Raw genomic sequence first — 17,368 nt, forward strand, 5'->3', positions numbered from 1 at the left:
GTCATGCACGTCGTCTTTCGCGAAAGCCACGGGCTCGAGGAAACCGAGACCCCAACCGATCTGGGCCAAAGCCCGGGTGATCTGGTTGTGCTGTCCTTTTCCGACAGTGACCTGGGCGCTTTCGCGGCGGGCTGGCATCGCGGCGGCGGACCTGAGGGGCGGATGCCCACGATGCGGCTGGCCAATCTTGCTGCATTGAAACACCCCCTGTCCGTCGACACCTATGTTGAACAGACACTTGAAGGCGCAAAGGGCATCCTGATCCGTCTGATCGGCGGCGTGCCCTATTGGTCTTACGGGCTGCAACAGGTTCTGGCACTGGCGCAGGCCAAAGGCATCGCGCTGGCCGTTCTACCGGCGGATGGGCGCGAAGACACTCGGTTGGATGAGTATTCGACCCTGCCCCTCTCGACCCTGCGGCGGCTGGCACATCTGTGTGATACCGGCGGAGAAGTCGCGGCGCAGGCCGCATTGGCCCAGATGGCGTTAGCAGCAGGGCTTTATGCCGGCCCGGTGATGGGCGCGAAAACCCTGCCCGAATGCGGTGCGTGGTGCCCGGAACAGGGTGTCATCCCGGTGGATTCCGCGTTCGAGAACGATGCGAAACGCATTCTCGTAACCTTCTACCGTGCTTATCTGACATCAGCAGACACAGCTCCGGTCGCGGCCCTGATCCGCAGCCTGCGCGCCCGCGGGCTCCAGGCGGTGGGTTTGTTCGCCCCGTCGCTCAAGGCCCCGGCCGCTGCCGACTGGCTCAGGGAACAGGTCGTTGCCCTGAGACCATCGGCCATCATCAACGCCACTTCATTCTCAGGTAAGGGCGCGTCTGGCACGTCGCCTTTGGACGCAGCGGATGTGCCGGTGTTTCAAGTCGCCCTCGCCACGTCGCGACGCAAGGCCTGGGCCGAGGCCGAACGCGGCCTGTCACCCGCCGACCTCGCCATGCATGTGGTATTGCCCGAAGTGGACGGGCGAATATCGGCAGGCGTTGTCTCTTTCAAAGAGCCGGGCAAGCGCGATTCGCATTTGGAATACTCGCGTTTTGCGCATCGGGCCGAGCCGGATCGGATCGAGGCGATCATCGACCGGGTATCGGGTTGGCTTGCCCTGAATGACAAACCCAAGGCAGATCAGGTTCCTGCGTTGGTACTGTCCACATATCCCGGCAAAGACTGGCAAATGGCCCATGCGGTTGGTCTCGACGCGCTGGCCTCGGCTGAGGCGATGCTGTCTGATCTTTGCGGTGAAGGCTACGACATCGCGGCTGGCGATCCGGTTGCCGACGCACTCTTGGACGCCCGGATATCGTGGCCGCTTGAGGATTATCTGAGCGCACTCGCTGAATTACCCCAGACCCTGCGCACCGATCTGCACACCGTATGGGGCAATCCCGAGCAAGACCCAACTTTCGCTCATGGCGCGTTTCACTTCATGGCTTTGCGACGCGGCAAGGCACTGGTCGCACTGCAACCAGAACGCGGAACACCCGAGCTGCGGGATGACGACTATCATGACCTCTTGCGCACCCCGCGCCACAGTTATGTCGCCTTCTATTTGTGGCTGCGCAAAGGTCTAGGAGCGGATGCGCTGATCCATATCGGTGCGCATGGAACGCTGGAATGGCTGCCCGGCAAATCAGTTGCCCTATCGGCAAACTGCTGGCCCGAGGCGCTGATCCGTGACCTGCCGGTGATCTACCCGTTCATCGTCAACGACCCGGGCGAGGCCGCGCAGGCCAAACGCCGGATCGGCGCGGTGACTCTGGGCCACATCCCGCCTCCCATGAAAGAAAGCGGAACGCCGGATCGGATGGTGCGGCTGGAAGCCCTGCTGGACGAGTTTTCAAACGCGGACGGTCTTGACCCCAGACGCCGTGACCGGTTGCAGGAAGATATCCGGGAAGAAGCACAGGCCATTGGGCTGGAGAACGATCTGGGTCTGGACCAGGCCACCAGCACCGCCGAAGCAATCACCCGCATCGACCGCTTTGTCTGCGATATCAAGGAAAGTCAGTTTGGCGACGGGCTGCACGTCTATGGGCGTGTCCCGGATGTGACCGGCAGTTTCGACCCAGCCCCATCCGCCCATGCCGAACGCAAGGCCCTGATCAATGCGCTGGCCGGCAAGCGGATCGAGGCTGGCCCGTCCGGCTCGCCCTATCGGGGCCGCTCTGACGTGCTGCCGACCGGGCGAAACCTGTTTACCACCGATCCTCGGTCTGTGCCCACCCGCGCAGCCTACGCGCAAGGTGTGAAACTGGCCGAGGAACTGGTACGGCGACACTTGCAGGAGGAAGGCGATTACCCGAAAGGGCTGATTGTCGATCTGTGGGGATCGGCCACCATGCGCACGGCGGGCGAAGAATTCGCCATGGCCCTGCACCTGCTGGGTGTAAAGCCGGTTTGGGATAAGGGATCCGAGCGGGTTTCGGGTATCGAAGTGCTGCCCATCACCGACCTGAGCCGCCCGCGCCTGGACGTCACCCTGCGGGTTTCGGGCTTGTTTCGCGATGTGTTCCCCACGTTGTCAGCCCTTTATGGTCAGGCGGTTCGGGCATTGTCAGAGCGTGACGAAGCGACCGACTGGAACCCCTATGCCGGTCACGCCCCGGCTGCGCGGGTGTTTGGCCCGGCACCCGGCAGTTACGGCCTGAACATGACCCATCTGTCCGAGACCTATACGGACGAGGCGCGCGCCCAAGCCGGGGAGGCATGGCTTGAGGCCAGTTCGTACGCGTTGGAAGGTGAACACATCGCGCAGGACAAAGCGGGGATCACGGATCGTGTCGCCAAGGCCGACAGTTTTGTTCACCTCCAGGATCTGACAGAAACTGACTTGCTGCTGGCCAACGATTATGCCACGCATGAGGCCGGTTTTGCCGCCGCCAAAAACATCACTGGTGGCACCGCTCAGCTTTACCATCTGGACAACACCAACCCCGATAATCCGCGCGCCCGGACTCTGCCGGAAGAAATCAGCCGCGTCGTTCATGCCCGCGCTGCCAACCCCGGCTGGATTGCCGGGATGCAGCGCCATGGGTTTCGCGGCGCCGCCGAGATCGCGGCGACGCTGGATCACATGGCCTCATTCGCACATCTGTCGGGCACTGTCGCTCCGCATCTGTTTGATCTCTACCACGAAGCCACATTGGGCAATGAGGCCGTTGATGCCTTTCTGCAAGAGGCCAACCCGAAGGCCTATCAGGCCATGCAAGACAGGTTCCGTGCACTGCTGGAAGCGGGGCTTTGGAACACACGCCGGAATTCGATCCGGGCCGATTTGGAGGGTTTGGGATGAGTGCACCTATCGTTCAAGGATGGTGTCCCGGCGCGCATCGTCCGATGATGTCAGGCGACGGGCTGGTCGTGCGGGTCCGTCCGCGTCTGGCGCGACTGAATGCCAGGCAGGCTATTGGTTTGTGCGAACTGGCTGAACGGTTCGGCAATGGCACCATCGACCTGACCAATCGTGCCAACCTGCAACTGCGCGGCGTGGATGAGCGCGACCACCAGCCGTTGCTTGTGGAGCTTGCGGCGCTGGACTTGCTTGATGCGGAACCCGGCATCGAAGTACGCCGCAATATTCTGGTCACTCCGCTCTATCAGGCGGGCGATTTGACCGCGCGGCTGACACTGGAGTTGATTGATCGACTGGCCGAATTGCCTGCTCTGCCCGCTAAGTTTGGTTTTGCGATAGATACAGGCCCGACGCGCCTGTTGGCCTCGGATTCTGCAGATATTCGTCTGGAACTGGGTGCCGACGGTCTGATCCTGCGCGCCGACGGCTGCAAAACCGGGCGGTGTGTAACCGAGGATAACGCCATTGACAACGTGATCGCATTGGCCCTGTGGTTTTCTGAGACTTACACGGCCGAGACACGTCGCATGGCGCGGGTCACCCACGCGTTGCCACAGGAATGGCAGGGATTTGCCCCCGGTCCTGTCGGTGAAAAACTGCAACCCGGCCCCTGTGAACTGGGTGCTCTATACGGCGCGGCATTCGGCTCGCTGCCTGCGCGCAAGCTTTGTGAACTGATCGAAGCCAGCGGCGCTTCTGCCTTACGTGTCACACCGTGGCGGCTGATCCTGCTGGAAGGCGGGGCGGCGATACCCGCCCCGGATTTTGTCACTGACGTAGCCGATCCGATGATGACAACCGACGCCTGCCCCGGCGCGCCGTTCTGCCCGCAAGCGCAGGTGGAAACCCGCGACATCGCCCGGGCATTGGCACGGCGCATTCCCGGTCGCCTGCATGTCTCGGGCTGCGCCAAGGGATGCGCCCATATGGGCCCGGCCGACATCACTGTGGTCGGCAACAACGGGCGATTTGATCTTGTCAAACAGGGCCGCGCGGGGGATGAGCCCAGCCAACGCGGGCTCGACCCGGAAACACTCATGACTATGGACTTCACCTGATGCCCTATACATACGAAACCGATGGCGCGGCGATCTACAAGGAAAGCTTTGCCACCATCCGGTCCGAGGCTGATCTGGCCCGCTTTGATACCGATGAAGAGCAGGTCGCCGTTCGGATGATCCACGCCGCCGGCATGGTCGGGCTGGAGGAGTTTGTACATTTCTCACCCGGATTTGTGCAGGCCGCACGCACGGCGCTGGAAAACGGCGCGGCGATCCTGTGTGACGCGCGCATGGTCAGCGAGGGTGTGACCCGCTTCCGTCTGCCTGCAGACAATCAGGTAATCTGCACCCTGCATGACGAACGCGTGCGTCCCCTGGCCGCCGAGATGAGCAACACCCGTTCGGCCGCTGCGCTGGAACTCTGGCGCCCGTATCTGGAAGGTGCTCTGGTCGCCATCGGAAACGCGCCCACCGCGCTGTTTCACTTGCTGAACATGCTGGAAGACCCCGATTGCCCGCGCCCTGCTGCGATCATCGGCTGCCCGGTCGGATTTGTCGGAGCGATGGAATCCAAAGACGCGTTGTGGCAGGCGCAACCCGTTCCGTCCTGCATTGTCAAAGGCCGTCTGGGTGGCAGCGCCATCACCGTTGCAGCCATCAACGCCATCGCAAGCCGGGCGGAATGAAAATGGGTACCATATACGGCGTGGGCCTTGGCCCCGGTGACCCGGATCTGATGAGTGTCCGGGCCGATCGCCTTCTTCGCAACGCCAAGCACGTGGCATTCTTTCGCAAACCGGGTCGAAGCGGTCAGGCCCGCAAAATCGTCAACGGGATGATCCCCGAAGGCGCGGTTGAATTCCCGATGGAATACCCTGTGACCACCGAGATTCCGGTCACCGATCCGCGTTATAATGAATTGCTGGCCGCGTTCTATGAAGAGTGCACAGCACACCTGAAGACGCTGTCGGAACAGGGCGAGGATGTGGTGGTCCTGTGCGAGGGTGATCCGTTTTTCTACGGCTCGTTCATGCATCTTTACAATCGGTTGCGTGACGAAGCTCCGGTTGAGGTTGTGCCAGCCATCACGGGTATGTCCGGTGCGTGGACGGCCACGGGCGATCCGATCACATGGGGCGATGATGTGCTGACCGTGCTGGTTGGTACTCTGCCCGAGGAGGTTTTGGCTGAACGTATGGCGCAGACAGATGCCTTGGTCGTGATGAAAATCGGGCGGAACATCGACAAGGTGAAACGCGCGCTGAAAACCTCTGGTCTGTATGACCGCGCATGGATTGTCGAATACGCGCAGATGCCGAACCAGGCGGTGACAAAATTGTCTGAGGCCTGCGAGAAGATCACCCCATATTTCTCGATCATCGTTGTTCATGGTCAGGGGCGCCGACCATGAGCGGCTGGGTCAAGATCGCAGGCCTTGGTCCGGGGGACGAGGCGCTGGTCACCCCCGAAGTTACAGCGGCTTTGGCCGACGCCACCGATGTGGTGGGCTACATCCCTTATGTGGCCCGCGTGGCCGACCGCCCCGGCCTGACCCTGCACGCCAGTGATAACCGGGTTGAAATCGACCGCTCGCAACACGCGCTGCAAATGGCGGTCGAAGGCAGGCGGGTGGTTGTTGTGTCCTCGGGCGATCCCGGTGTGTTTGCAATGGCGGCAGCGGTGTTCGAAGCGTTGGAGAATGGCCCAACAGAATGGCGTGACATTCAGATAGATGTGCTGCCGGGGATCACCGCGATGCTGGCCGCATCTGCCCGCGCGGGCGCTCCGATGGGGCATGATTTCTGCGCCATCAACCTTAGCGACAACCTAAAGCCTTGGGCACTGATCGAAAAACGCCTGCGCTTGGCTGCGCAGGCCGATTTTTCGATGGCATTCTACAACCCCCGCTCGAAGTCTCGCCCGGAAGGCTTTGTAAAGACACTGGAAATCCTACGCGAAGAATGCGAGCCCGAGCGGGTGATCCTGTTTGCGCGCGCCGTGTCACGAGCGGATGAGGTGATCCGGGTTTCTACTCTGGCCGAGGCCACGCCCGAGATGGCGGATATGCAGACCGTGGTTATTGTCGGTTCGTCGCGCACCCGAGTCATCGAACGCAAAGGCACGCCGATCGTCTATACGCCACGCTTCACCCCGGTCGAGGATCAGGGATGAGACACCCAGTCCAGAACCTGTGTGACAGCCGAAAGCTCGGTCCGCTTAGGCAGAACAGGGCGCTCGATCATAAGCACTGGCAGGCCCAGCGCCCGCGCTGCGTCCAGCTTGGCGCGCGCACCCAAGCCGCCCGCGTTCTTGGACACCACAAGCTGCGTCCTGTGTTGCTGCATCAATGCGCAGTCATCGGCTTCTGCAAAAGGACCCCGGGCCACGACAACCTGCGCCAAAGGAAAAGGCACGCTGTCAGGCTCGTCCACCAGACGCAGCAGGTAGTGATGCTGGGGCTGGGCTGCAAAGTCTTCAAGATGCATACGCCCGACAGCCAGGAACACACGCTGCGGATCACCTGCAAGCGCATCGACGGCGGCAGTGATATCGGGCACGCGGTGCCAGACATCGCCGGGTTGCGGCTTCCACGCCGCGCGGGTCAAGGCGGCCAGTGGAACCTGCGTTGTGTGACACGCCTCAATCGCGTTCCGGCTCATCTGCGCCGCAAATGGATGGGTCGCATCCACGACATGGGTGATCGCGTTTTCACGGATGTATTGGGCCAGACCTTCCGGGCCGCCAAACCCGCCAACTCGCACCGGCAACGGCTGCGGACGCGGGGTTTCCACCCGTCCCGCATAAGAATACACAGCCGCAATCCCTTGTTCCGAAACAGCTTTGGCCAAAGCGTTGGCCTCGGTCGTGCCGCCAAGAATCAGGAGGTTGGGCATGTCTGAGTCTCCGTGGCTGACCGTTTTGGGATTGGGCGAAGATGGGCTTGATGGCCTGTCGCCTGCAAGCCGTCAAGTGCTGGACCGGGCCGAAGTGATCATGGGGCCGCCTCGTCACCTGTCGCTGCTGCCGGAAAACGAGGCTGAGCGAGTCGAATGGCCGGTGCCGTTCTCGGACGGATTGCCGATCCTGAAAGGCCTGCGCGGACGGCAGACGGTGGTTCTGGCGTCAGGTGATCCGTTCTGGTTTGGCGCGGGGTCCGTCATCGCGCGTAACTTCGATGCCAACGAGTGGACCGCCCTGCCCGGCCAGTCCACGTTTTCGCTGGCCGCCGCGCGGCTGGGCTGGCCTTTGGAAAGCACGCCGACGTTCGGCCTGCACGCTGCGCCTTTGACCCGATTGCGGCCGCATCTGGCCCCGGATCTTCATGCCATTGTGCTTTTGCGTGACGGCAAGGCGGTTGCTGAACTGGCGACATATCTGAGCGAAACCGGTTTTGCCGACAGCGCGTTGCATGTGATGCAGGCCCTCGGCGGCCCGCGGGAAAGCATCCAGACAGTGAGCCTGACCGAAGCTCTGCTGGGAACCTTCGATCATCCTGTCTGCGTCGGGCTGGAAGTGACCGGCACTGGGCGGGGACTTTCCAAGGCCTCGGGTAAGCCGGATGATCTTTTTGAAACCGACGGCCAGATCACCAAACGCCCGATCCGGGCACTGACCCTGTCCGCACTGGCACCGCAGCGGGGCGAACATCTGTGGGACATTGGCGGTGGCACCGGCTCGATCAGTATTGAATGGCTGATGTGCGACCCGACCCTGACAGCCACCAGTATCGAACCCCGCGCCGACAGGGCCGAACGCATTCGCCGCAATGCCGACGCGCTGGGGCAGGATCGGTTACAGGTTGTCCACGGTACCGCACCCGAAGCGCTGGCCGGTTTGCCCCTGCCGGACGTGGTTTTCATCGGCGGTGGGCTCAGCCCCAGTCTGCTGGCGTGGCTTCGCGACGCCCTGCCCGCTGGCACCCGGTTGGTCGCCAATGCGGTAACGTTGGAAAGCGAAGCACTGTTGGCGCGATGGCACCAAGACCTGGGCGGAGACCTGTTGCGGATCGAACTGGCACATTCTGCACCGCTCGGACCGCGGCGCGGCTGGAAATCTGCCTATCCGGTCGTGCAGTGGAGCGTGACCTTATGATCGTGGCAGGCTTGGGCTTTTCATCAGACGCGACGGCAGACAGTTTGCGCGCCGCCTATGACGCGGCAGCGGCCAGCCATGATGTCCAAGCTCTGGCGACGGTTGCCGACAAAAGCGGCCACTCTGCGCTGGCGGCCTTTGCGGAAAGCCTTGCCCTTCCGCTGCATTTCGTGGCGGCTGCCGATTTGGCCGGGCAGCGCACCCTGACATGCTCGAACCGCAGCCGTGCCGCTTATGGCACCGGCAGCGTAGCCGAAGCATCCGCCCTTGCCGCCGCCGGGTCCGGCGCGAGGCTGCTTTCACCCAGACACATTTCGGACGACCGGCTGGCCACCTGCGCCATCGCCATCGGAGGACAAACATGACCGTTCATTTCATCGGCGCCGGACCGGGCGCTGCAGACCTGTTGACATTGCGTGGGCGCGACATCATCGCCTCGTGCCCCGTGTGCCTTTATGCCGGGTCGCTGGTGCCCGAGGAAATTCTGAGCCACTGCCCCAAAGACGCAAAAATCATCAACACTGCGCCCATGGATCTGGACCAGATCATGGCCGAGATCGAAGTCGCGCATAAAGCGGGTCAGGATATGGCGCGGCTGCATTCGGGCGATTTGTCAGTCTGGTCGGCGATGGGCGAACAGATCCGCCGCCTTAAAGAAATGGGCATTCCGGTCAGTGTGACCCCTGGCGTACCATCCTTTGCCGCCGCCGCAGCGGCCCTGGGCACCGAACTGACCCTGCCGGGACTGGCGCAATCAGTGGTTCTGACCCGGACGCCGGGGCGCGCGTCATCCATGCCCGAAGGTGAAACGCTGGTGAATTTTGCCCGTACCGGCGCGACTTTGGCTATTCATCTGTCAATCGGCAATCTGGACAAGGTTATCGCAGACCTTACCCCGGCTTATGGCGCCGATTGTCCGGTGGCCGTTGTGTATCGCGCAAGCTGGCCGGATGAAAAGATCATCCGCGCAACGCTGGAAACCCTGAAAGGGTCGCTGGACGAAAGCATCTCGCGCACGGCTTTGATCATGGTCGGCCCCGCGCTGGCCGGTGAGGGTTTTGACGAAAGCTGTCTTTATTCCAGAGATTACGACCGCCGCTATCGCCCGCAAAGTGCCGACAGCCCTTGGTCAAGCTGGAGCCATGGTGATGACTAACCCTCCGGGTATTCTGATTTCAGCACCATCTTCGGGTACCGGCAAGACGACGGTTATGCTGGGCCTTTTGCGCGCGCTGGCCGAAGATGGCCTGACCGTGCAACCCTTTAAAAGCGGGCCGGATTATATCGATCCCGCCTTTCACCGGGCGGCTGCCGGGCGGGCTTCGTTCAATCTGGACAGCTGGGCAATGACGGATCCCCTGTTCAGCGCTATTTCCGCTCAGGCTGAAGGCGCTGACATTGTGGTGGCCGAGGGCTCGATGGGTTTGTTCGACGGTGTCGCAAAACCCGGCGAAGTTGGGCACGGTTCAAGCGCCGAGACCGCCCTGCGCATGGGCTGGCCCGTTGTGCTTGTGTTGGATGTGGGCGGGCAGGCACAATCAGCGGCGGCAACGGCGCTGGGGTTCAGGATGTACAATCCTGACCTGCCCTTTGCCGGAGTGATCCTGAACCGATGCGCCAGCCCCCGCCATGAACGCCTGACCCGTCTGGGGATGGAGCGCGCGGGCCTGCCTGTTCTGGGCGTCCTGCCCCGGCGTGGTGACTTGACCCTGCCCGAGCGGCATCTGGGACTTATTCAGGCGGTCGAACACCCCGATCTGGAAAGCGCCATTGTAGGTTATGCCGCGTTCTTGCGAGAACATGTGGACCTTGACGCAATCAAGCGGGCGGCTTCCTCAGGCCCCGGCGGGCCATCGTCAGCCGCGCTGCCGCGCCCCCCCGCCCAGCGGATCGCGCTGGCCCGTGATGCCGCCTTTTCCTTTACCTACCCCCACCTTTTGCAGGGGTGGCACGATGCGGGTGCCGAGATCTTGCCTTTTTCCCCCTTGGCGAACGAACCTCCGGCGGCGGATGCCGATCTGGTCTGGCTGCCCGGCGGGTACCCCGAATTGCACGCCGGAACATTGGCAGCGGCCACCACCTTCCTGAGTGGTTTGCGTAAACATGCGGAAACAAAGCCGGTGCACGGAGAATGCGGCGGCTACATGGCGCTTGGTCAGGCGCTGATCGACAAGGACGGCGTACAACATGAAATGGCCGGCTTGCTGGGCCTCGTCACATCCTACCAGAAGCGCAAGTTCAATCTTGGCTACAGAAAGGCCGAGTTGTTGGCCCCCATGCCCGGCTTTGCCAAAGGCGCAGCCTTGCGCGGGCACGAATTCCACTATTCCTCGATCGTGGATCAACCGGACACCCCATTGGCACGCGTGTTTGACGCTGAAGGGGAAGAAGGTCCGCAAACCGGATCACTGCGTGGCAATGTCACTGGCACGTTCTTTCACCTGATTGCGGAGGCGTCGGCATGAGCGGTTTTGTTTCTTTCATCGGCTCTGGCCCCGGTGATCCGGAACTGCTGACACTCAAGGCGGTGGACCGGATGCAAAAGGCCGATGCGATCCTGTTCGACGATCTCAGCAGCGGCCCGATCCTGAGCCATGCGCGCGACGATGCGGATCTGGTTGGCGTCGGAAAGCGGGCCGGTCGCCCGTCCCCCAAGCAGGACCATGTCAGCCGGTTGCTGGTGGATTATGCGCAATCCGGTCAGCATGTAGTGCGCCTGAAGTCCGGCGACGGCGGTATGTTCGGACGGCTAGAGGAAGAGCTTGTCGCCCTGCGCGCAGCCGGAATCGCCTATGAGATCATTCCCGGCGTCCCCTCAGCAGTGGCAGCGGCAGCGGCCGCAGGCATTCCGTTGACGCGCAGGCTCACGGCCCGGCGGGTCCAGTTCGTGACCGGCCATGACGTCAGTGGTGAATTACCCGACGACCTGAACCTGAAAGCGCTGGCTGATCCGCAGGCCACGACCGTCGTTTTCATGGGCAAGCGCACCTTTCCCCTGCTGGTCGAAGCCCTGCACACGCAAGGATTGCCGTTGGATACTCCGGCGCTTATGGCCGAATCCGTCTCGACCCCCGACCAAAAGCTGCAACGCGCCACGATTGGCGCGCTGGCAGAGCAGCTGAAAACCGAGATTGGCAAAGCACCGGCGCTGATCCTTTATGGTCCGCTGGCGGAGTTCGACGATGAATGATCTGAGCTTGATCGGCATCGGCACCGGCAATCCGGATCATGTAACGTTTCAAGGCGCGCAGGCGATCCGGGCGGCGGATTTGATCCTGATTCCACGCAAGGGGGAAAACAAGGCTGATCTGGCCGGGCTGCGTGAAGCGATCATCGAGCGTGTCGCCGAAACGCCGCCACAGGTCGCCTATTTCGATATTCCCCAGCGCCGGGCCGACGATGGCTACCTGCGCGGTGTCGATGAATGGCACGACACCATCGCCCTGCGCTGGCAAGCGGCCATTGCCGCGCATCCAGAGGCGCAGCATGTCGCACTGCTGATTTGGGGGGATCCGTCCCTCTATGACAGCTCACTGCGCATCGCTGCCCGGTTGAACCCGCAACCCAATACCAAGGTTATCCCCGGCATCACCGCCTTGCAGGCGCTGACCGCCGCCCATGCGATCCCGATCAATGATCTGGGCGCGCCCTACGTTGTCACAACCGGTCGTCGTATCCGGGATGAAGGCTGGCCTGATGCGGCCTCGAACGTCGCTGTGATGCTGGACGGCGAATGCTCGTTCCAAACCCTTGATTTGGCAAGTTATGACATTTGGTGGGGCGCCTATGTGGGTATGAAAGAAGAGGTTCTGATCAGTGGCCCGCTGGATGAGGTTGCGCAGAATATCCTTGAGACCCGGGCGAAAGCCCGCGCCGAACATGGCTGGATCATGGATATCTACCTGTTGAAGATGCGGCGGAAGTAACGCACGGGCACATGAACACGGGTTTGTGATGACGCGGGTCGGTCAGGTCTGGCACACAGGGTGCACCTCAATACAGGAGACGTGACAATGAAAGCCCTCATTCCCTTGCTTTGCCTGATCGCTTTACCCGTTTGGGCGCAGGACGTTCCGGCCGGATGGGCTGTGTTTCCTGCGGACAAGACCTACTCGGAACTGGTCGATGCAACCAAGGTTGCGATCAAGGACAACGGATTGATAGTGGTGACGCAGGCTGGACCCACCAAGGCAGCTGCGGCGCGCGGGATCACCATTCCGGGCAATCTGGTGATTGGCGCGTTCAACAACGATTACGCCGTAAGGGTGCTGGAAACCTCTACCAATGCGATGATCGAAGCACCGATCCGTTTCTATGTCACCGAGAACGAGGACGGAACCGCAACCCTGTCTTACAAGACCCCCAGTTTCGTGTTTGACCCTTACATTGCGGAAGGCGGGCAAGTCTTGCAGGACATTGCCGCGGAACTGGATAAAACTTTTCAATCCGTCGCTGAAGACGCAGTCAAATAGTCACACTGACGTGATCCGCCTTGCGTCTGGTGGCGTCCTCCGCAATCTGCTTCGAAACGGTTATCTCGGAGCATGACTGATGCAGGACCCCACGCCGCGCGCCGCCGATCTTCTGGCCCAACGCCTGTACGAAGCTGGGTGCCGCCACGCCTTTGGAATGCCGGGGGGTGAGGTGCTGACACTGGTGGATGCGCTTGAAAAGGCGGGCATTGCCTTTCATCTGACAAAACATGAAAACTCGGCCGGATTCATGGCCGAGGCCGTGCATCACCGCGACGGCGCGCCTGCGATTCTGGTTGCCACTTTGGGTCCGGGCGCGATGAACGGCATCAACGTGGTGGCCAATGCGTTGCAGGACCGTGTTCCGATGATCGTTCTGACCGGTTGCGTCGATGCGGACGAAGCGCTGACTTACACCCATCAGGTTATGGACCACAGCCAGGTTTACCGTTCCATCACCAAGGGCACGTTTACACTGACGGCCAAGGGTGCGGATATCATCGCAGACAAGGCGGTGTCGCTGGCCACGCAGCCGCGACCGGGGCCGGTTCATATTGATGTCCCGATCTCGGTCGCCGACACGCCGGTGACGGGTAAAAAACGCCGCCGCCTGGCCAAGGTCGCGCCTGTCAGTCCCAATGGTGAATGCCTTGAAAAAGCCCGGCGCTGGGTGGCTGAGGCCGAGCGCCCCATCGCCATTATCGGTCTCGATGTCCTCTATGACGACTCGCGCAGTGTTGTGCAGGCGTTTTTGGAACATTTCGGAATTCCATTTGTTACCACCTACAAGGCCAAGGGTGTTGTTCCCGAAGATCACCCTTTGTGTTTGGGCGGCGCTGGCCTGTCGCCTTTGGCAGACAAGCACCTTGTCCCATTGATCGAACAAGCCGATCTGGTGCTGTGTCTGGGGTATGACCCGATCGAAATGCGCCCCGGCTGGCGCGAAATCTGGGACCCCGAAGAAAAGCGCGTCATCGACATATCAGCGGTGATCAATGACCACTACATGCATCAGGCGGGTCTTAATCTGGTGGCTGACACGGGCGAGACGCTGGAGGCCATTGCCAAGGGAAACCCTGCCCGCGCAACGTGGCCGGGTGGTGAGCCCGCGCAGGTCAAATCTGCTCTGGCACAGGCCTTTCCCACTGATGAGGACTGGGGGCCCGCAGCGGTCATCGCCGAAACGCGCGCTACCCTGCGCCCCGAAACGCTGGCAACCGCCGACAGCGGCGCGCATCGCATTCTGCTGAGCCAGATGTGGGACTGCAGCGAGGAACGTGGGCTGATCCAATCCTCGGCGCTCTGCACCATGGGCTGTGCTGTCCCAATGGCCATTGGTCTGAAACTGGCCGAGCCCGACCGCCCGGTGATCAGCTTTTCGGGTGATGCCGGATTTCTGATGGTCGCCGGGGAATTGTCGACGGCGGCCGAAATGGGTGGCAATCCGATCTTTCTTGTCTTCGTAGATGCCAGCCTTGCCCTTATCGAGTTGAAACAGCGGCAGCGGCAGATGGTCAACAATGGCGTGGATTTCGGTCACCATGACTTCGCCGCCATGGGCCGTGCTTTTGGTGGGAACGGCCACACCGTCTGCAACCGGGCAGAGTTGCGCGCAGCACTTGAAGCTGCTGTAAAGGCCGAGACATTTACCGTCATCGCCGCTGAAATCGACCGGGGAGGATACGATGGCCGCATCTGAGGGCCCGCTGAAGGGCGTCAAGATTCTGGACCTCAGCCGTATTTTGGCCGGGCCGACCTGCACGCAGTTGCTGGGTGATCTGGGCGCCAGTGTCATCAAGATCGAAAACCCTGCCACCGGGGGCGACGACACGCGGCAATGGGGTCCGCCCTATGTGACCAATGCCGACGGCAACCGCTCGGACCTGAGCGCCTATTTCATGTCAGCGAACCGAAACAAGAAATCCGTGGCGCTTGATATCGCGACTGAGAAAGGTCAGGCGGAAATCCGGCGGCTGGCCTCACACGCGGATATTCTGATCGAAAATTTCAAACCCGGCGGTCTGGCAAAATACGGGCTGGATTATGCCACCCTGTCGCAGGAATTCCCCAACCTCGTTTACTGCTCGATCTCGGGTTACGGCCAAACCGGACCAAATGCCAGCAAGCCCGGCTATGACCTGATGGCGCAAGGCTATGGAGGGATCATGTCCCTGACCGGCGACCCGGAAGGCGCGCCAATGAAAGTGGGGGTCGGAATCGCTGATGTGATGTGCGGAATGTATGCGAGCGTTGGTATTCTGGCCGCACTGCGCCACCGCGACCTGACCGGTGAAGGTCAGCAGGTCGATCTGGCACTGGTTGATTCTCAGATCGCATGGCTGATCAACGAGGGCGTCAATTACCTGACTTCTGGCAACGTTCCGCAACGCCGCGGAAACGGGCACCCCAATATCGTGCCTTATGACGTTTACGAGACATCCGATGGGCATGTCATTCTGGCGGTTGGAAATGATGGCCAGTTCAGAAAGCTGTGCGGTTTCCTGGGACAACCCGCACTTGCCGACGACCCCAGATTCGTGACCAACCCGGCGCGACTGGAACACCGTGATGCGCTGAACGCCATTCTTCGGCCGGCTGTTCAACGGCTGGATACGCGATCCGTAATTTCCGGTCTTGAAGACGTGAAAGTGCCTGTTGGTCCGGTCCAGACGCTGGATCAGGTTTTTGACACGGAACAGGTAGCAGCACGAAATATGCAGATTTCGATGCAGGCCCAGCCCGGTAAGGTGAACCTGATCGGGAATCCCCTTAACCTGTCACGTACGCCTGTAACATATCGCAGCGCACCACCCACCTGCGGGGCCGATACTGATTGGGTGTTAAACGCTGAAAACCCGTTCGACGATTGAAACACTTGCACAACTAGGCGGCAAGTTGCTGAAACATGCCTTTGAATCGGCGGATTTTTTCGACTTTTTCACACACGACATTTCACCAATTCGAGAGCGGGGTCGATACTGATACGCCGCTCTCGCACACTCTGTTACATCAAACAGTGTCAAATACCGCAATCAGATTGGACCCAAGTATGAAACAAGACGTTTTTGGACAGATGAACACCTTGGCGCAGCCGGAAGCTGTCGAAGCCTGGAATGGTGTTCTGCTTGGGTTCATGGCACATGCCGCGGTTACGCCCCAACATCTGGGCAAAGTGTTGGAGCTTGAGCCCGATTTTGCTTTGGGCCATGCCGTTAAAGGCCTGTTCATGGCCCTTCTCGGTCGGCGCGAGATGATGGCGGTTGCAGTCGAGGCTTTGGCGTCTGCCAATGCTGCGATGAAACGGCAGCCCGTCTCGACGCGCGAGCGGCTGTTTGTCGATGCATTGGGGCTGTATCTTGCGGGCCAACTGACACAGGCGGTGCAAAAGTTCGAAGCGGTCCTGCGCGACCATCCGCAGGATACGTTGGCGATGAAACTCAGCCACGCGACCCGTTTCGTTCTGGGCGATCCGGACGGAATGCGCCGTTCGATCGAACGGGTTATGCCTGCATATGAACCCGATCACCCCGGTCGGGGTTATCTGCTGGGCTGCCATTCCTTCGCGCTGGAAGAAACCGGAGCCTACGAAAAGGCCGAAATCGCGGGACGTCAGGCGCTTTGGATGGTGTCCGATGATGCCTGGGGTCTGCACGCGGTGGCCCATGTCCATGAAATGACCGGCAACGCGCAGCTGGGCCTTGACTGGCTGGCCGGGCGCGAGGCGGCCTGGGCCCATTGCAACAACTTCCGCTATCACGTCTGGTGGCACAAGGCCCTGATGCATCTGGATCTGGGTCAGGTCGATCAGGTGATGGACCTGTATGACAACCACGTCCGCAAGGACAAAACCGACGATTACCGCGACATCTCGAACGGAACTTCGCTTCTGATGCGGCTTGAATTAGAAGGCGTAAATGTCGGAAATCGCTGGGAAGAACTGGCTGACCTGAGTGCCGCACGCACCGAAGACGGCTGCCTGATCTTCGCCGATCTGCATTACCTTTTGGCACTGACAGGCGACAATCGCGTCGACGCCACAGCCAAAATGCTGAACCGCATGAGCAAGGATGCAGCGCGTGCCAATGACGACACCACCCGCCGTATGGCTGATCCCGGTGTCGCGGCCGCCATGGGCCTTGAAGCCTTTGGTGACGGCCATTATGGCACGGCATTTGATCACCTGTTGGCAGCGCGCGGTTCAATGCAACTGGCTGGTGGCAGTCACGCGCAACGTGATGTATTTGAACGCATTACCATCGATTCCGGGCTTCGGGCCGGTCGTCTTGATGCGGTTGAACGCATTCTGGATGACCGTCGCGCCAAGCGCGCCGGGGGTGAAGACAATTATGCCATCGCGCGCCGCGCCCTGATTGATGCGGCACGCGACGGCGGAGACATGCAAAGCGTCCCCGCCGAATAACAAGACGACCAAGAAGGACAGAGACC

The 17,368-nt window shown here is 61.1% G+C and carries 16 protein-coding genes; 15 read left to right on the forward strand and 1 reads right to left on the reverse strand.

The window, feature by feature from the left end; genetic code table 11:
• The first annotated feature begins 3 nt into the window (after window positions 1-3).
• The 5 genes from cobN to cobJ are packed head-to-tail and all read left to right on the forward strand — an operon-like array spanning window position 4 to window position 6,530.
• Window positions 4-3,297, forward strand: a complete 3,294-nt coding sequence (cobN, locus tag ACR0BZ_RS08500; protein WP_480919987.1) for a cobaltochelatase subunit CobN — start codon at window positions 4-6, stop codon at window positions 3,295-3,297.
• Complete coding sequence (locus ACR0BZ_RS08505) at window positions 3,294-4,415, forward strand: cobalamin biosynthesis protein CobG (protein WP_480919988.1); 1,122 nt, start codon at window positions 3,294-3,296, stop codon at window positions 4,413-4,415. The genes cobN and ACR0BZ_RS08505 overlap by 4 nt, the downstream gene beginning before the upstream one ends.
• Window positions 4,415-5,044 carry a precorrin-8X methylmutase gene (locus ACR0BZ_RS08510; protein ID WP_480919989.1) on the forward strand — a complete coding sequence of 210 codons (630 nt, stop codon included), beginning with the start codon at window positions 4,415-4,417 and terminating at the stop codon, window positions 5,042-5,044. The genes ACR0BZ_RS08505 and ACR0BZ_RS08510 overlap by 1 nt, the downstream gene beginning before the upstream one ends.
• Complete coding sequence (locus tag ACR0BZ_RS08515) at window positions 5,041-5,769, forward strand: precorrin-2 C(20)-methyltransferase (RefSeq protein WP_480585086.1); 729 nt, start codon at window positions 5,041-5,043, stop codon at window positions 5,767-5,769. The genes ACR0BZ_RS08510 and ACR0BZ_RS08515 overlap by 4 nt, the downstream gene beginning before the upstream one ends.
• Window positions 5,766-6,530, forward strand: a complete 765-nt coding sequence (cobJ, locus tag ACR0BZ_RS08520) for a precorrin-3B C(17)-methyltransferase (protein ID WP_480909814.1) — start codon at window positions 5,766-5,768, stop codon at window positions 6,528-6,530. The genes ACR0BZ_RS08515 and cobJ overlap by 4 nt, the downstream gene beginning before the upstream one ends.
• Here cobJ and ACR0BZ_RS08525 read toward each other — a convergent pair.
• Window positions 6,521-7,252, reverse strand: a complete 732-nt coding sequence (locus ACR0BZ_RS08525) for a cobalt-precorrin-6A reductase (protein WP_480919990.1) — start codon at window positions 7,250-7,252, stop codon at window positions 6,521-6,523. The genes cobJ and ACR0BZ_RS08525 overlap by 10 nt on opposite strands.
• Between ACR0BZ_RS08525 and cbiE the strand changes: the two genes are divergently transcribed.
• The 10 genes from cbiE (at window position 7,251) to ACR0BZ_RS08575 (ending at window position 17,342) form a co-directional block, all read left to right on the forward strand.
• Window positions 7,251-8,450 carry a precorrin-6y C5,15-methyltransferase (decarboxylating) subunit CbiE gene (gene cbiE, locus ACR0BZ_RS08530; protein ID WP_480919991.1) on the forward strand — a complete coding sequence of 400 codons (1,200 nt, stop codon included), beginning with the start codon at window positions 7,251-7,253 and terminating at the stop codon, window positions 8,448-8,450. The two genes, ACR0BZ_RS08525 and cbiE, sit on opposite strands and share 2 nt — an antisense overlap.
• A complete protein-coding gene (locus tag ACR0BZ_RS08535) occupies window positions 8,447-8,815 on the forward strand; it encodes a cobalamin biosynthesis protein (protein WP_480504562.1) in 369 nt (122 codons plus the stop codon). Before cbiE ends, ACR0BZ_RS08535 begins: the two co-directional genes overlap by 4 nt.
• Window positions 8,812-9,606, forward strand: coding sequence for a precorrin-4 C(11)-methyltransferase (gene cobM / locus ACR0BZ_RS08540; protein ID WP_480919992.1), 795 nt, complete (start codon window positions 8,812-8,814; stop codon window positions 9,604-9,606). Before ACR0BZ_RS08535 ends, cobM begins: the two co-directional genes overlap by 4 nt.
• The gene (locus ACR0BZ_RS08545; RefSeq protein WP_480919993.1) at window positions 9,593-10,915 is read left to right on the forward strand and encodes a cobyrinic acid a,c-diamide synthase CobB; all 1,323 of its coding nucleotides are present in this window, start codon (window positions 9,593-9,595) and stop codon (window positions 10,913-10,915) included. Before cobM ends, ACR0BZ_RS08545 begins: the two co-directional genes overlap by 14 nt.
• A complete protein-coding gene (cobA, locus tag ACR0BZ_RS08550; RefSeq protein WP_480919994.1) occupies window positions 10,912-11,640 on the forward strand; it encodes a uroporphyrinogen-III C-methyltransferase in 729 nt (242 codons plus the stop codon). The genes ACR0BZ_RS08545 and cobA overlap by 4 nt, the downstream gene beginning before the upstream one ends.
• A complete protein-coding gene (cobF, locus tag ACR0BZ_RS08555) occupies window positions 11,633-12,376 on the forward strand; it encodes a precorrin-6A synthase (deacetylating) (RefSeq protein WP_480919995.1) in 744 nt (247 codons plus the stop codon). The genes cobA and cobF overlap by 8 nt, the downstream gene beginning before the upstream one ends.
• An 87-nt stretch (window positions 12,377-12,463) precedes the next feature.
• Window positions 12,464-12,922, forward strand: a complete 459-nt coding sequence (locus ACR0BZ_RS08560) for a DUF302 domain-containing protein (protein ID WP_480919996.1) — start codon at window positions 12,464-12,466, stop codon at window positions 12,920-12,922.
• 79 nt (window positions 12,923-13,001) lie between these two features.
• Window positions 13,002-14,621 carry a thiamine pyrophosphate-binding protein gene (locus ACR0BZ_RS08565; protein WP_480919997.1) on the forward strand — a complete coding sequence of 540 codons (1,620 nt, stop codon included), beginning with the start codon at window positions 13,002-13,004 and terminating at the stop codon, window positions 14,619-14,621.
• Complete coding sequence (locus tag ACR0BZ_RS08570; RefSeq protein WP_480915057.1) at window positions 14,608-15,792, forward strand: CaiB/BaiF CoA transferase family protein; 1,185 nt, start codon at window positions 14,608-14,610, stop codon at window positions 15,790-15,792. The genes ACR0BZ_RS08565 and ACR0BZ_RS08570 overlap by 14 nt, the downstream gene beginning before the upstream one ends.
• 179 nt (window positions 15,793-15,971) lie before the next feature.
• Window positions 15,972-17,342, forward strand: coding sequence for a tetratricopeptide repeat protein (locus ACR0BZ_RS08575; RefSeq protein ID WP_480919998.1), 1,371 nt, complete (start codon window positions 15,972-15,974; stop codon window positions 17,340-17,342).
• Window positions 17,343-17,368: the final 26 nt, after the last annotated feature.

The organism is Ruegeria sp. P8 (assembly GCF_056534665.1).